At 73.2% G+C, this 13,805-nt stretch carries 12 protein-coding genes and 1 tRNA gene; 6 read left to right on the plus strand and 7 right to left on the minus strand.

Features of this window, described 5'->3' with window-relative positions:
- Positions 1-354: 354 nt before the first annotated feature.
- Positions 355-594 (minus strand): winged helix-turn-helix domain-containing protein, encoded by a 240-nt coding sequence (locus ACIG87_RS06445; protein ID WP_396848754.1) that lies wholly within the window; start codon positions 592-594, stop codon positions 355-357.
- Positions 595-1,188: 594 nt separating this feature from the next.
- On the opposite strand from ACIG87_RS06445, the gene ACIG87_RS06450 reads away from it, so the two are divergent.
- The 4 genes from ACIG87_RS06450 to ACIG87_RS06465 all read left to right on the plus strand — a co-directional run bounded on the left by ACIG87_RS06450 (position 1,189) and on the right by ACIG87_RS06465 (position 5,014).
- A complete protein-coding gene (locus tag ACIG87_RS06450) occupies positions 1,189-1,335 on the plus strand; it encodes a hypothetical protein (protein WP_396848755.1) in 147 nt (48 codons plus the stop codon).
- Positions 1,332-2,555 carry a helix-turn-helix domain-containing protein gene (locus tag ACIG87_RS06455; RefSeq protein WP_396848756.1) on the plus strand — a complete coding sequence of 408 codons (1,224 nt, stop codon included), beginning with the start codon at positions 1,332-1,334 and terminating at the stop codon, positions 2,553-2,555. The genes ACIG87_RS06450 and ACIG87_RS06455 overlap by 4 nt, the downstream gene beginning before the upstream one ends.
- A 226-nt stretch (positions 2,556-2,781) precedes the next feature.
- Positions 2,782-3,396: a TetR/AcrR family transcriptional regulator gene (locus ACIG87_RS06460; protein WP_396848758.1), complete on the plus strand. Its 615-nt coding sequence runs from the start codon at positions 2,782-2,784 to the stop codon at positions 3,394-3,396.
- A gap of 127 nt (positions 3,397-3,523) precedes the next feature.
- Positions 3,524-5,014, plus strand: coding sequence for an MFS transporter (locus tag ACIG87_RS06465; RefSeq protein WP_396848760.1), 1,491 nt, complete (start codon positions 3,524-3,526; stop codon positions 5,012-5,014).
- Positions 5,015-5,088: 74 nt separating this feature from the next.
- On the opposite strand, the gene ACIG87_RS06470 is transcribed toward ACIG87_RS06465, so the two are convergent.
- Together ACIG87_RS06470 and ACIG87_RS06475 are read right to left on the minus strand one after the other, a co-directional pair.
- Positions 5,089-6,288, minus strand: coding sequence for an RtcB family protein (locus ACIG87_RS06470; protein WP_396848762.1), 1,200 nt, complete (start codon positions 6,286-6,288; stop codon positions 5,089-5,091).
- 23 nt (positions 6,289-6,311) lie between these two features.
- Positions 6,312-6,384: transfer RNA gene (locus ACIG87_RS06475), tRNA-Trp, on the minus strand.
- A gap of 458 nt (positions 6,385-6,842) precedes the next feature.
- Here ACIG87_RS06475 and ACIG87_RS06480 point away from each other — a divergent pair.
- Positions 6,843-7,631, plus strand: coding sequence for an alpha/beta hydrolase (locus tag ACIG87_RS06480; protein ID WP_396848764.1), 789 nt, complete (start codon positions 6,843-6,845; stop codon positions 7,629-7,631).
- Between the two features lie 63 nt (positions 7,632-7,694).
- Here ACIG87_RS06480 and ACIG87_RS06485 read toward each other — a convergent pair whose 3' ends face one another.
- The 4 genes from ACIG87_RS06485 to ACIG87_RS06500 form a co-directional block, all read right to left on the minus strand.
- Positions 7,695-8,546, minus strand: coding sequence for a M15 family metallopeptidase (locus ACIG87_RS06485; protein WP_396848766.1), 852 nt, complete (start codon positions 8,544-8,546; stop codon positions 7,695-7,697).
- Positions 8,547-8,602: 56 nt separating this feature from the next.
- Positions 8,603-9,790: a D-alanyl-D-alanine carboxypeptidase family protein gene (locus ACIG87_RS06490; RefSeq protein WP_396849231.1), complete on the minus strand. Its 1,188-nt coding sequence runs from the start codon at positions 9,788-9,790 to the stop codon at positions 8,603-8,605.
- Between the two features lie 243 nt (positions 9,791-10,033).
- Positions 10,034-10,813: a peptidylprolyl isomerase gene (locus ACIG87_RS06495; protein WP_396848767.1), complete on the minus strand. Its 780-nt coding sequence runs from the start codon at positions 10,811-10,813 to the stop codon at positions 10,034-10,036.
- Positions 10,814-10,927: 114 nt separating this feature from the next.
- Complete coding sequence (locus ACIG87_RS06500; RefSeq protein ID WP_396848769.1) at positions 10,928-12,178, minus strand: D-alanyl-D-alanine carboxypeptidase family protein; 1,251 nt, start codon at positions 12,176-12,178, stop codon at positions 10,928-10,930.
- A 392-nt stretch (positions 12,179-12,570) separates the two neighbouring features.
- Between ACIG87_RS06500 and ACIG87_RS06505 the strand changes: the two genes are divergently transcribed.
- Positions 12,571-13,755, plus strand: a complete 1,185-nt coding sequence (locus tag ACIG87_RS06505; RefSeq protein WP_396848770.1) for a hypothetical protein — start codon at positions 12,571-12,573, stop codon at positions 13,753-13,755.
- The last annotated feature ends 50 nt before the right edge of the window (positions 13,756-13,805 follow it).

Here is a 13,805-nt window from a genome sequence, read left to right on the forward strand (position 1 = left end):
TCTTCGGTTGTCCTCACAAACCATCGATGATCAACGCGGTGGCCGTCTTCACGCCCACGCCACGCCCAACGCCGAAGCCAAGTGACGTTGGAGTATTAGGACTGGTCAGCGGCCCTCTTACGTTGCCGATGCGCCACCGGGGCGCATCAGCCGAGGAGGACACATGACCGAGCCGAGCCCCACTGAGGCCACCAAGAAGGCCCCGACAAAGAAAGCCCCTGCCGCGCCGGAATTCGCCCCGACGGTCACCGACAAGGGGCGCTTGGACCACACCGCCTGTGGGCATCCCCGTGACCTCAAGGGCCGGGCTGCATGTCGAGCCAACCACGCCAAGCAGCAGGACGCCCAGTGGGCCTACTCGACGACGAAGACGCCCACGCCAGGCAGGGTCTCGGTCATGCCCTTGATCCGTAACACCTGCATGGCACGGTCGATCACGGGTTCCGTAACGCCGTAGTGCTCGATCAACTCTCGGCGGCTGGGCAGCTTGGAGCCCGGCGGGAACTCGCCGGACTTGATGCGTTCGGCGAGGTCGTCGGCGATCTGCTCGTAGCGGTAACGCGGTGGCACGGTGTTCCCCTCGGTTGGCAACACGAGTAGACCACCTACGCCAGCCCTTGACTACCCAACGGTACCTGTGGGAGGTTGCCTAAGAGGTCGATTCCCCCGGTTGGCACTGTGGGCCGGTCCTCACTGGCGTGGGGGGGCGGCCCCGCCCCCCCCCGCGGGGGCCCCCCCCCCCCCCCCCCCCCCCCCCCCCCCCCCCCCCCCCCCCGGGACACACACGGCACGAGGAGGCGGCAGTGCTCCATTCCCACCCCCGGACGCGGCGAACACCGGCCTCGACTGCTCCGGCGAGCCGATGAGGCGCGTCTCCTACGACGGGTACGTCCTGGCGGTGGCGCTCACCCTCGCCCGCCGGCATCGGCCCGTCTGGTCATGGCGGCATTGGCGACACATCTGCCGCTGCGGAAGCGCCCTGCCCTGCCAAAGCCGCCACCGTATCCCGATCAACCGCGGCCACTGGCCCAGCCAGGACGGCCCGCGATGACCACCCACCAACCGACGCACGGAATCGACCCCACGTAGGAGCGGCCCCATGCAGCACAAGTTTGTCGTCACCCCCCGGTCCAATCACGACGCCCCGGCAGGCAACCCCGCTGCCGGGGCCGGAGAGCGGGGGCGCTCGTGATCTCCAGTGTGCTGTCGGTCCTGTTCGGGGGGCTGGTGCCGGGCTTCCTGCTCGGGCTGCTCGCGTTCCGGGTCAAGTCCCGGTGGTGCCCCCGCTGCGGCGGGTCCACCCACACCATGCCGCTGCCGGGGCACGACCGATGACCGGGCCGGGCCGGCAGCACACCGGCACCGAGTCGCCGATCGGGCGGCGGATGGCCGAGCTACGGGCTCGCCGGGGCATGAGCCAACAGGTCTTCGCCGACCGGATCGGCAAGTCGAAGAGCTGGGTCGACAAGGTCGAACGAGGCGTGCGTACCCTCGATCGGCTCTCCGTCATCGAGACGGTGGCCGGGGCGCTCGGCGTCGCCCCGCACGTCCTGCTCGCCGGCAGGACCGCACCGGCACCGGCCACCGACGTGGGTGCCGGCGTGGAACGGGTCCGGGCCGCACTGGCCCGACACGATGCCCCGGGGTCGGCCCCGGTCGGCCCGCCGGTGCGCCAGCTCGACGACCAGGCAGGGTACGCGTGGACGGCCTATCGCAACGGGCATCACCCCCAGGTGCTGCGGATGCTGCCCGACCTGCTCGTCGACAGCCGCCATGCCTGCCCCGCCGGCCTGGTGGACCCGCCCGCCGCCGACCTGTTGGTACGGGTCCACCGACTCACCGCCCAGACGCTGGTCAAGCTCGGCGAAGCCAACCTCGCCTGGCTGGCCGCCGACCGGGCGATGATGGCCGCCGCACGCGGTGAACCGCTGCGGGCCGGGCTCGCGGCGGTCTCCCTCGCCCAGGCGCTCCGGGCGCTGCGGCGGGGCCGTCTGGCGACGGCTGCCGCGCTCACCGCCGTACACCGACTCGACCCGGCGGTGTCGGAGGACGATCCGCCGGCCCTCGCCCTGACCGGGACGCTGCTCATCGAGGCCGCCCTCGCCGCCGCCAGCCACGGCGACACCGCCACCGCCCACGACCTCACCGAACGCGCCGCCCGCCTCGCCACCCGCCACGAGCAGTACGACCACCAGCACGACGGCATCGCCTTCGGCCCCACCGCCGTCGAACTCGCCCGCGCCCTGACCGCCACCCGGCTCGGCGACCACCATCGGGCCGTCGCCGCCCACCGCCGGGCCACCGAGCACGACGGCTGGCAGCGGCTCCCCGCCGAGACCCGCGCCGCCCACCTCATCGACATCACCCGTGCCCACCTCGACCTCGGCGACCGGCACGCGGCCGGCCGGGCGCTGCTCACCGCCGACCGCATCGCCCCCGCCGAGACCCGCACCCGCCCCGCCGCCCGCACCGCGCTGACCGCCGTGCTCCGCTCCGGACCCACCCCGGCCGACGTCGCCCGCCTCGCCGCCACCATCGGATTGACCCGCGCCTGACCACGGGAGGCGCGGATGGCGCGGGCCCCGGTCGCGGTCGCCTGGCCCGTGGTCGCCTTCTCCGTCGGGTTCAGCACGGTGATCGTCCTGGCGGACGCCGTGGCCGGAATGCCAGCGGAACGAAACGTTCTCGTTTCCCTCGATGGTGCGACGTACGTCATAGCTGGCTGCACCGGAGCGAATCCGCAGCTAACGTGAGTACGAAATCGTTTCGCGAGGAGAGATCATGCCTACCGTGCCCGCCGTCCAGCGCGGCGCAGGAACCGCCGACGACCGGGCCGGCGACGACCGCCACCCGGAGCTCCTCGAGGCCGTGCTCGAGCTGCTCCGCGAGGTCGGCTACGACCGGCTGACCATCGACGCGGTGGCCGCGCGGGCTCGGGCCAGCAAGGCCACCGTCTACCGGCACTGGCCCGGCAAACCCCAGCTGGTCGCCGCCGCGCTGCGCCATCGCCACGTCGGCGTGCAGATTCCCGCCGACACCGGTTCGCTCCGCGGCGACCTGCTCGAACTGCTGCGCACCACCGCCGCGATCTGCACCGACGACAGTGACCTCATGCAGGCTCTCATCTTCGCCATGCGGAGCAGCCCCGAACTGGAGAACCTGATCCGGCAGCAGGTGCTGCCCGCCGGCCGGGTGGCCGGCGTCGCCGTGGTGGTCCGCGCGGCAGCCCGGGGCGAGATCCCCGCCGAGGCCGGTGAACGGGACCTCTTCCACGACCTCGCCCCGGCCATGGTGATGTCCCGGATCATGGCCCACGGTCTCCCGGCCGACGACGAGTTCATCACCAGTCTCGTCGACCAGGTGCTGATTCCCGTGCTCCGCTACCGCTCCGACTGAGCGGCCAGCCGCGACCGCCCCAGACACACCGGGCACTGCGCCCGTCGGTCGCAGCTCCGCACCGGGAAGCCCGCCCGGTGTCCCCGTCATCCGCAACGCAGCCCGTACCTCATTCGAAAGGCCCACCATGCCCGGTTCCACCGCAACATCCCCGGGCGCACCCGACGCCGTGGCGTCGACAGGGGCGCACCCGCGGCGCTGGCTGGTACTGGCGGTCATCGCCATCTCCCAGCTGATGGTCGTCCTCGACGCCACCATCGTGAACATCGCCCTCCCGCAGGCCCAGGCCGACCTCGGCATCTCCGACGCCGACCGGCAGTGGGTGGTCACCGCCTACACTCTCGCCTTCGGTGGACTGCTGCTGCTCGGCGGCCGGATCGCCGACTACTGGGGACGCAAGCGCACCTTCCTGGTTGGTGTGGTGGGCTTCGCGCTCGCCTCCGCCATCGGCGGCGTGGCCACCACCGGCGAACTGCTCTTCGCCGCCCGCGCCCTCCAGGGCGCCTTCGGCGCGCTGCTCGCTCCCGCCGCGCTGGCCCTGCTCACGGTGCTCTTCACCGAGCCGAGGGACCGGGCCAAGGCATTCGCCGTCTACGGCGCCATCGCCGGTGGTGGGTCCGCCGTCGGTCTCGTCCTCGGCGGCGTGCTCACCGAGTACGCCGACTGGCGCTGGTGCCTGCTGGTGAACATCCCGATCGCCGCCGTCGCCCTCGCCGCCGCGATCCCGCTGGTCCCCGAGAGCCGCGCGCACGGCAACACCCGGTACGACATCCCCGGCGCCATCGTGGTCACCGCCGGCCTGGTCTCCCTGGTCTACGGCTTCACCAAGGCCGCCGAGGACGGCTGGGACGCCACCGCCACCATCGGTTTCATCGCCGCCGGCGTGCTCCTGCTGGCCGCCTTCGCGGTGATCGAGAAGCGCTCCAGCCACCCGCTGCTGCCGCTGCGTATCCTGCTCGACCGCAACCGGGGCGGCGCGTTCCTCGCCTCCACCCTGATCGGCGCGGGCCTGTTCGGCGCGTTCCTCTTCCTGACCTTCTACTTCCAGGTGGTGCTGCGCTACACCCCGGTCAAGGCCGGCCTGGCCTCGCTGCCGATCACCCTGGGCGTGCTGATCGCGGCCGGCGTGGCCAGCCAGTTGCTGCCCCGCCTCGGCGCGAAGCCGCTGATGGTGACCGGTGCCGTCCTCGCGGCGGGCGGCATGTTGTCGCTGACCCAGATCGGCCTGGACACGTCCTTCGTCACCCATCTGCTGCCCGCGCAGGTCATCCTCGGCATGGGTCTGGGCTTCACCTTCGTGCCGCTGTCCAGCCTGGCCCTCGTCGGCGTGCCGGAACACGACGCCGGCGCGGCCAGCGCCACCCTCAACGCCACCCAGCAGGTCGGTGGATCGTTGGGTACCGCCCTGCTCAACACCCTGTACACCAGCGCGGTCACCGCGTACCTGGCGACCCGGGTACCGGACCCGGTCAACCAGGCCAAGGCCCTGGTGCACGGCTACACCGTCGCCTTCGCCTGGGGGGCCGGGCTGATCCTGCTCTCCGGGCTCACCACCCTGCTGCTGATCAAGGTGCGCAAGCAGGACCTGTCGACGGGTGGCGCGATGCACCTGGGCTGAGCCCGCACCGGCCGCCGGCCACCCGCCCCGGGGTGACCGGCGGCCGACGCCCGCCCCCACGGACGCCGGTCGGCCTAACCCTTCACGCAGACCACCTGCTTGAGGTGCGCCACCACCTCGACCAGGTCGTCCTGCTGCGCCATCACCTGGGTGATGTCCTTGTACGCGCCGGGGATCTCGTCGACCACCCCGGCGTCCTTGCGGCACTCCACCCCGGCGGTCTGCTCCGCCAGGTCGGCGGTGCTGAACGTCCGCTTCGCCTGCCCCCGGGACATCCGCCGCCCCGCGCCGTGCGACGCCGAGCAGTACGCGTCCGGGTTCCCCCGACCCCGCACGATGTACGAGCCGGTGCCCATCGACCCCGGGATGATGCCCAGGTCCCCCCGACCGGCCCGGATCGCCCCCTTGCGGGTGACCAGCACGTCCACCCCGTCGTACTGCTCCTCCGCCACGTAGTTGTGGTGGCAGGAGATCGGCTCCCCGTAGCTGACCTGCGGGAACGCGTCACGGACCACGCCGCAGAGCAGGGCGAGCATGACCGCCCGGTTGCGCCGGGCGTACTCCTGCGCCCACCACAGGTCCCGGCGGTAGGCGTCCATCTCCGGGGTGCCGGCGAGGAACACCGCCAGGTCACGGTCGGGCAGGTCGGTGTTGTGCGGCAGGGTGCGGGCCACCCCGATGTGCCGCTCGGCCAGTTCCTTGCCGATGTTGCGGGAACCGGAGTGCAGCATCAGCCAGACCTGCCCGGCGTCCGGGCCGTCCTGCTCGACGCAGACCTCGATGAAGTGGTTGCCCCCACCGAGGGTGCCCAACTGGTGCCGGGCCCGGCTCTCCAGCTGTGCCACCCTGCGGTCCAGCGTGGCGAACCGGCCCCAGAAGTCGTCCCAGCCGCGCTGCTCCAGGCCCCGGACCCGACGCGGGTCGACCGGGTCGTCCCGCTTGGCGAAGCCGACCGGGACGACCGCCTCGATCGCCGACCGCAGCGACGCCAGGTTGTCGGGCAGGTCGGCGGCGGTGAGCGAGGTCCGTACCGCGCTCATCCCGCAGCCGATGTCCACCCCGACAGCGGCCGGCGAGACGGCCTGCCGCATCGCGATCACCGAGCCGACGGTGGCCCCCTTGCCGTAGTGCACGTCCGGCATCACGGCGACGCCCTGCACCCAGGGCAGCGCGCCGATGTTGCGCAGCTGCTGCGCGGCCTGCGGCTCGATCGCGTACGGGTCGGTCCAGACCCGTACCGGGGCCTTGGTGCCCGGCAGCGGGGTGAATGCCATCGTGGTCTCCTCGTTCGTCGGAGCAGGGGTGACAGGATTCGCACCTGCGACCGTCGGGGGTGGAATCCGGTGCTCCACCAGTTGAGCTACACCCCTCGGCGGGTGCCGGACGACGAAAAAGCCGCCCGGACCCTGGACGGGGTGGGCGGCTACGCGTGTCGCGCTGGCGCTATCCGCGCCGCCACCCCGGTCGCCGGCCACACCTGCCCTGGGTACGCCCGTCGGCTGGCAACCGCACACCGCCGCGCGGCACTGGCCGCGTGGACTCGGTGTGCAGGTGCTGCGACACGGTGGGCTCCCCGGTGGATTCGGTGTGGCGTTGCCCGTTGAAACTAGGCCAGCGCCCGGACGGCGGCAACGGATATTCACACCGCTCGCGGCAGCGCCGGTACGGCTACGCGTGCTCACACACCCGTGACACGTCGTCACTCCAGGCGCTCCCCACCAGAGCGACCGGAAGGCGGACCTCCCTGACGTGCTCGTCGGCGGTCTGCACCGCGGTCATCCGTGGACGGTCCGTCGTGACGGCGCAGCGCGCGGTACGGTGCCTGACCATGGCACTGATGCGCTGCGACTTCGACTCCGACGCCCTGGGACTCAGCACCTCGATGACGGTGATCCTGCCGCAACGCGCCCCGTCCCAGCTCGGGGACTCCGGCGGCGCGGTCGACGGCGACCCGCCGGTGCTCTACCTGCTGCACGGTCTCACCGACGACGACACCGCCTGGCTGCGGCACACCTCGATCGAACGCTACGCGGCCCCGCTGGGCCTGGCCGTGGTGATGCCGCAGGTAGGCCGCAGCTTCTACACCGACGAGGCGCACGGCAACCGGTACTGGACCTTCCTCACCGAGGAGCTGCCGCAGGTCTGCCAGTCGCTCTTCCGGCTCTCCGACCGCCGGGAGGACACCTTCGTGGCCGGGCTGTCGATGGGTGGCTACGGGGCGATGAAGTGGGCGCTGCGACGGCCGGAGCGGTTCGCCGCCGCCGCCAGCCTGTCGGGGGCGCTCAACGTCGCCCACCGCCGGGACCACCCGGACCGGCCGGTCGACCCGGCCGTCTGGCACACCATCTGGGGAGACGCCCCGGTGGCCGGCGCAGACGACGACACCGTGGCGCTGGTGGGCCGCGCCGGGGCCGACACTCCCCCGCTCTACCTCGCCTGCGGCACCGAGGACTTCCTGTACGAGGACAATCTACGCTTCGTCGAGGCCGCCCGGGAGCGGGGTGTGCCGGTCACCGTGGAGTTCTCCCCCGGCGACCACGACTGGCCGTACTGGGACGCGAAGATCCAGGACGTGCTGACCTGGCTGCCACTGCGCACCCGTCCACCGACGGCCTGAGCCTCCGGTGCGGTCGACGTCGGGCGGTGCGTCTGGTGACCGGTGACGTCGAGCAGGGCCGGATCAGCGGGGCGGCAGCGCCGAGCGGGCCACCGGGAAGTCGAAGTAGGTGTCCGGGTAGGGCTCGTCGGCGTACCGGTAGTGCCACCACTCCCGGTCGTAGTTGACGAAACCGCCCCCGGTCATGAGTCGCTCCAGCAGTTCACGGTTGGCGCGGGCGGTGCCGGTGATCCGGGTGTCGGCGGTGTGCGCGAGCGGGTCGAAGCAGTCGAAGCCGGTGCCCATGTCGACCGCGCCGTCGGCGAACCGCTTGTCGGCCGGGTCGGTGCACGCCACCAGCGGCTGGCCCGGGGCGTAGCTGGACCGGGCCGGGGCGGCCAGGGGCTCCAGGGTCAGGTCGAGGGTGCTGCCCCGGCTGTGCGCGGTGGGCGCACCGAGGTAGCCGTCGGCAAAGAGCCTCGACTTGGCCACCCGGGGATAGAACTCGGCCTTCATCTGCTGCCCGGCGGGGTCCTTCGCCCAGCGGACGAACTCGTCGGCCGCGCGCTGCGGCCGGTAGCAGTCGTACACCCGCAGGCTCAGGCGCTGGGCGCGGGCGGCGTCCTGCACCCGGCGCAGCGCCTCGGCGGCGGGCCGGGTGAGCAGGCACAACGGCTCCTCGTAACCGTCCACCGGCCGGCCGACGAAGTTGTGCGGGCCGGCGTACCGGATGTCCACCGCGATGCTCGGGTCCACCTCGGACAGCAGCACCACGTCGGCCGGGGCGCGCGACCCGGTCGGACCGGGCAGGGCGGCGCTCGACACCGGCACGGGGCCCGGCGGCCGGTCGCAACCCGCCGTCCACGTCGCCAGCGCCACCGCTGCGGCCAGCAACCGGGTCGCCGCCGACCGACCGCGGTCCGCGCCGGACCGCACCGTCGGCGGCGTACGACGAGGTCCCGTCCCCGACCGACAACCGTCCGTGTCGGGTCTCACCGCTGGCGGGGGCCGACGTGGCGGGGCCGGCGACGCAGCGCGAGCAGCAGCCCGGCGGCCCCGGCCACGACGGCGGACAGGACGACGGCGACCAGCGGACGCGACCACCGGTGACCGGCCGGGTCGAGCCGGGCCGGGCCACCGGCGGCGGCCAGCGGGGGCGGGGTGGCGGCGGACCCGGACGGCGTGGCGGTCAGCTCACCGGGGTTGACCAGCCGGCCCACGGCCGCGCCCCGGGGCACCCCGAAGCCCCAGTCGAGCAGGTCCGCGCCCTGCTCCCAGCCCCGCTTGTCGAGGACCTCCGCGCCGAGCAGGGCGACCACCAGCCGCCGGCCGTCGTGCTCGGCCGCACCGACGTAGGTGTGCCGGGCCAGGTCGGTGAAGCCGGTCTTCCCACCCAGCGCTCCCGGGTACCGGTAGAGGAGCTGGTTGTCGTTCTGGATCTCGAAGGACTTCTCGTCCAGCGCCGGCTGACCGGGGATCGTCGTCTCCCGGGTGGCGTCGTAGCGCCGGAAGGTGGCGTCGGCGAAACAGGCCCGAGCGATCAGGGCCAGGTCGTACGCGCTGGTGAACTGGCCCGGCCCGTCCAGCCCGGACGGGGTCACCGCGTGGGTCTGCAACGCGCCGAGCTGCTGGGCGTGCGCGTTCATCGCCCGCAACCCACCGGCCAGCCCGTCCGGGCCACCGCCGAGGCGGGCCAGCGCGTTCGCGGCCTCGTTGCCGGACTTGAGCAGCAGGCCCAGCCAGAGGGTTTCGATCCGGTACCGACCACCCTCGGCGAAGCCCACGGCGGAGCTGCCGGGCTCGATGTCGAGGTCCCCGTGGGTCAGGGTGACGACCTGGCGTGGATCGAGTTTCGGCAGCATGGTGGCGGCGAGCAGCAGCTTCTGCACGCTGGCCGGGGTGCCGTACTCGTGCGGGCCACAGCCGCCCAGCACGTCGCCGCTGTCCAGGTCGGCGACCACCCAGGAGGTGGCCGGCACGGCGGGCGGCACGGATGTCCCGGCCGGGCGTACCAGACCGTCGGTGGCCAGGGCCGGACCGCCGACCGCACGGGCGGCGGGGTCGGCGGGCGGCGGCACCGGTCGGGGCGGCCGGGACGCCGACGGTACGGGGGCGCACGGCCCGGTGGTCACCGCCCCGGGAGCCGCCAGGGCACCGGTCGGTGCGCCGGCCGGCGACATCAGGAGGGCGGCGATGACGGCAGCGGTACGTCCCCGAACTCTCACGCTGACGAACGTAGTGACGCCGGGCCCGCTGATCCGGCGATCCGGCGAATCACGCCCGACCGACCCCGACGGGCCGGTAGAGTGCCGCCCCCACCACAGCTGTGGTGGGGGCGGACGACGCCCGCGCCGACCCCGCTCGGGCGGGGGCGTCGGCCAACCCCCACCCGACAGACCCGGCGGTCACGCCAGCCGACCGGGTCAGTGGCCCCGGATGGCCCGGTGGATCTGCACCGGCAGGGCCGGGGCGCCGTCCACCGGGGCCGGGTCCTCGGCGGTGGGTGCGATGCCACCGGTGGCGATCCGGTCCAGGGTGGCCAGCCCGGCCGCGTCGATGCTGCCGAACACGGTGTAGTTGGGGCGCAGCGCCGAGTCCGACTGGACCAGGAAGAACTGGCTGCCGTTGGTGTCCGGGCCGACGTTGGCCATGGCGAGGGTGCCTCGGGCGTAGAGCCGGCGGACCCCGGTGGGGTCGGTCGGCGCGGGTGGCAGGCCGGTGGGCAGCTCGTCGCGGTAGCGGTAACCGGGCCCGCCCTCACCGGTGCCGGACGGGTCGCCGCACTGGAGCACCTTCAACGTCGGGTAGGCGGTCAACCGGTGACAGGGCGTCCAGTCGTAGAACCGGTGTCGCGCCAGGTGCAGGAAGCTCTGCACGGTGCACGGGGCCTGCTCCCGGTCCAGGGTCAGCCCGATCGGGCCCTGCGAGGTGCGCAGGGTGACCCGGACGGTGCCGTGATCCGGCGTCCGACGCGGGTCCGGCGGCAGCGGCACCGGCCGGGCCGCCGGTTCGTCGGGCGTGGAGGTGTAGGCGCACGGCCCCTTCGTGGTCCGGGGCGCGCTCGGGCCGCCGGCCGGCGCGGCGACGGCGGCGGTGCCACCGGCGACGACCAGCGTGGCCGAGGCCAACGCCACCCCGGCGAGGCGGGCCAGCCGGCCGTGGGGACGCGACCCGGCGGCGAACGGTCGGGGTTCACTCGACACTGTGGTCCTCCTGGACTCGTGGTACCGGAGAGGCGGCGGGTACCGGAACGACCGGAGTCTATGGAGGGTGGGACCGGTTGTCGACGCTGCTCGATCCCGGGCGAGGCGTCGCCGTCAGTCCCAGGCGACCCGCCGCCGGACCCGGCGGCGGGCCCGCCGCCGCCGGCGGCCGACGGCGAGCAGGACGGCCAACACGCCGACCAGCACGGCCGCCCCGCCCACCACCGCCCCACCCCACCAGTCCGGTGCTCCCACCGCCCGCCCGGCGGTGGTCGGAGCGGCGGCCGCCGGGGTGGACGGCGGAGCGGACGGGCTGGCGGCGGTCAGCTCACCGGGGTCGACCAGCCGACCCACCGAGGCGTCCCGGGGCAGGCCGAAGCCCCAGTCGAGCAGCCGTGCCCCCTGTTCCCAGCCGCGCACCGGGCGAGCCTCCGCACCGAGGAGGGTCACCACCAGCCGTCGGCCGTCGCGTTCGGCGGCCCCGACGTAGGTGTGCCGGGCCAGATCGGTGAAGCCGGTCTTCCCACCCAGCGCCCCCGGGTACCGGTAGATCAGCTGGTTCTCGTTCTGGATCTGGAAGCCGGGCTTGCGCAGCGCCGGCTGGGCCGGGATCTGGGTCCGCTCGGTCAGCGCGTACCGGCGGAAGGTGGGGTCGGCGAAGCAGACCCGGGCGATCAACGCCAGGTCGTAGGCGCTGGTGAACTGGCCCGGCCCGTCCAGCCCGGACGGGGTCACCGCGTGGGTCTGCCACGCGCCGAGCCGGCGTGCCTCGGCGTTCATCTCGCGTACCCCGGCCGACGCGCTGCCCGCGCCGAGGCGGGCCAGCAGGTTCGCCGCGTCGTTGCCGGACTGGAGCAGCAGGCCGAGCCAGGCGGTCTCGACCGAGTAGCGACCACCGTCGAGCAGGCCCACCGCGGAGCTGCCCGGTTCGATGTCCAGATCCGGGCGGGTCACCGTGACGACCTGTTTCGGGTTCAGCTTCGGCAGCATGGTGGCGGCCAGCAGCAGCTTCTGCACGCTGGCCGGGGTGCCGTACTCGTGCGGGCCACAGCCGCCGAGGACCGCCCCGGTGTCCAGGTCGGCGACCAGCCAGGAGGTCGCGGTGACCGGCGGCGCGGGGGCGTCGGGCGGCACGACCAGACCGGGGGTGGCCAGCGCCTCGCCACCGACCGCCTGCTGGGCGGGCACCGCCGCAGGTGGGGTGGGACGGGGCGGCCGGGTCACCTTCGGCACCGCCAGCTTCGGGCACGGCGTGACGGCTGCGCGGGCCGACCCGGCGCGGGGCGCGACGGACGCGCCGGCCGGTGACGGCATCCCCGCGACGAGGAGTACGGCCGCGACGGCGGCCGGAACCCGGGCTCTCATGGTGAGGCACCATACCGAGCCCGCACGTCGGATCCACAGTGGCCGCGCCGCCCGACGGCTCGTCCGGTGCCGCGCCCGTCGACCACCCGGGTCTCACCAGGAGTAGGTGGACGGTTACCGAAAGGCGACGAAAATCCCGCTCCAGATCGACCACGGAATCGCTCCCACACCCCCTGAGCTGGCGATTCGTCCACCCGACACGCATCGTCAGAGTTCGCTCACCGCACGTCTTGAACGATCTCCGTCCGCTCCCCGTATCCATCGCCGCAAGGACGGATCGGGGCGGTCGCCAATGCCGGGCGTCGGACACCGGTCCTCCTTGACCCCAGCCACCGTCGGGCCACCCGGACGCGACATCGTCGACGGCCCGCCGGAGATCAGAGGAGAGGTACATGGCCAGGCCAATGCGGAAGAATGCCGTCCTCAAGCTCGGCGGAGTCGGCGCCCTGGCGGTGCTGCTGCTGGGTGGCGGTCTACAGCTCGCCTCCGCGGACGAGAACACCGGCAGCGCCGCGCAGACCGTGAACTGCCCCACCGTGCGAGACAAGCTGCCCGCGATTCCGGCGGCTGCCGCCGCCGGGGTGGAGCGGGAGCTGGCCAACCTGGACGAGGAGATCGCCCGGCAGAACGAGCGGCTGGCGAAGCAGGCGGCCAACCCCCAGGGCGGCGCGAACTTCATCAACAACGCCATCCTCGGCCCGTTGAAGAGCAAGCGCGTCGCGGTCCTGGACCGCATCGAGATCAACTTCAACCGGGTCGGCGCTCAGCGTCCCGACCTGGACAGCCTGGCCACCTGCGGACTGAACGCCCCGGGTATCGCGAGCGCCCTGAACAGCTCCGTCAAGGCCGGCAACGCCGCTGCGGGCGCGGGTACCACGGCCGCCGCGCAGACGGTGAACTGCCCGACGCCGCAACTGCCGGACGTCCCGGCCCAGGCCGCCGCCAACGTCCAGGCCGAACTGGCCAACCTCGACAAGCAGATCAGCGAGGCCAACGCCCGCCTCGCCCAACAGGCCGCCAACCCCCAGGGCGGTGCCAACTTCATCAACAACGCCATCCTCGGCCCCCTGAAGGACAAGCGCCAGGCCGCCCTCGACCGCATCGAGATCGCCTTCAACCGCGTCGGCGCACAGCGCCCCAACCTCGACAACTTCGCCGCCTGCGGCCTCAACGGCGCGGGTGCCGGCAACGCCGGATCGGGCAACAACGGCGGAGGCAACGCCGGTGCCGGCAACAACGGCGGTAACAACGGAGCGGGTAACAACGGTGGGGGCAACGCCGGTGCCGCGCAGACGGTGAACTGCCCGACGCCGCAACTGCCGGACGTCCCGGCCCAGGCCGCCGCCAACGTCCAGGCCGAACTGGCCAACCTCGACAAGCAGATCAGCGAGGCCAACGCCCGCCTCGCCCAACAGGCCGCCAACCCCCAGGGCGGTGCCAACTTCATCAACAACGCCATCCTCGGCCCCCTGAAGGACAAGCGCCAGGCCGCCCTCGACCGCATCGAGATCGCCTTCAACCGCGTCGGCGCACAGCGCCCCAACCTCGACAACTTCGCCGCCTGCGGCCTCAACTGACGTACCACTCACGAGCGGCCCGGCGGATGATCCGCCGGGCCGCTCGACGT

This window comes from Micromonospora sp. NPDC051925, from assembly GCF_044548625.1.
GTDB lineage: Bacteria > Actinomycetota > Actinomycetes > Mycobacteriales > Micromonosporaceae > Micromonospora.

Coding starts and splice junctions, on each gene's coding strand:
- ACIG87_RS06455 (WP_396848756.1), top strand. CDS start 1,332: ATGACCGGGCCGGGCCGGCAGCACACCGGCACCGAGTCGCCGATCGGG.
- ACIG87_RS06490 (WP_396849231.1), bottom strand. CDS start 9,790: ATGTCGCCGGCCGGCGCACCGACCGGTGCCCTGGCGGCTCCCGGGGCG.
- ACIG87_RS06465 (WP_396848760.1), top strand. CDS start 3,524: ATGCCCGGTTCCACCGCAACATCCCCGGGCGCACCCGACGCCGTGGCG.
- ACIG87_RS06460 (WP_396848758.1), top strand. CDS start 2,782: ATGCCTACCGTGCCCGCCGTCCAGCGCGGCGCAGGAACCGCCGACGAC.
- ACIG87_RS06505 (WP_396848770.1), top strand. CDS start 12,571: ATGGCCAGGCCAATGCGGAAGAATGCCGTCCTCAAGCTCGGCGGAGTC.
- ACIG87_RS06480 (WP_396848764.1), top strand. CDS start 6,843: ATGGCACTGATGCGCTGCGACTTCGACTCCGACGCCCTGGGACTCAGC.
- ACIG87_RS06470 (WP_396848762.1), bottom strand. CDS start 6,288: ATGGCATTCACCCCGCTGCCGGGCACCAAGGCCCCGGTACGGGTCTGG.
- ACIG87_RS06500 (WP_396848769.1), bottom strand. CDS start 12,178: ATGAGAGCCCGGGTTCCGGCCGCCGTCGCGGCCGTACTCCTCGTCGCG.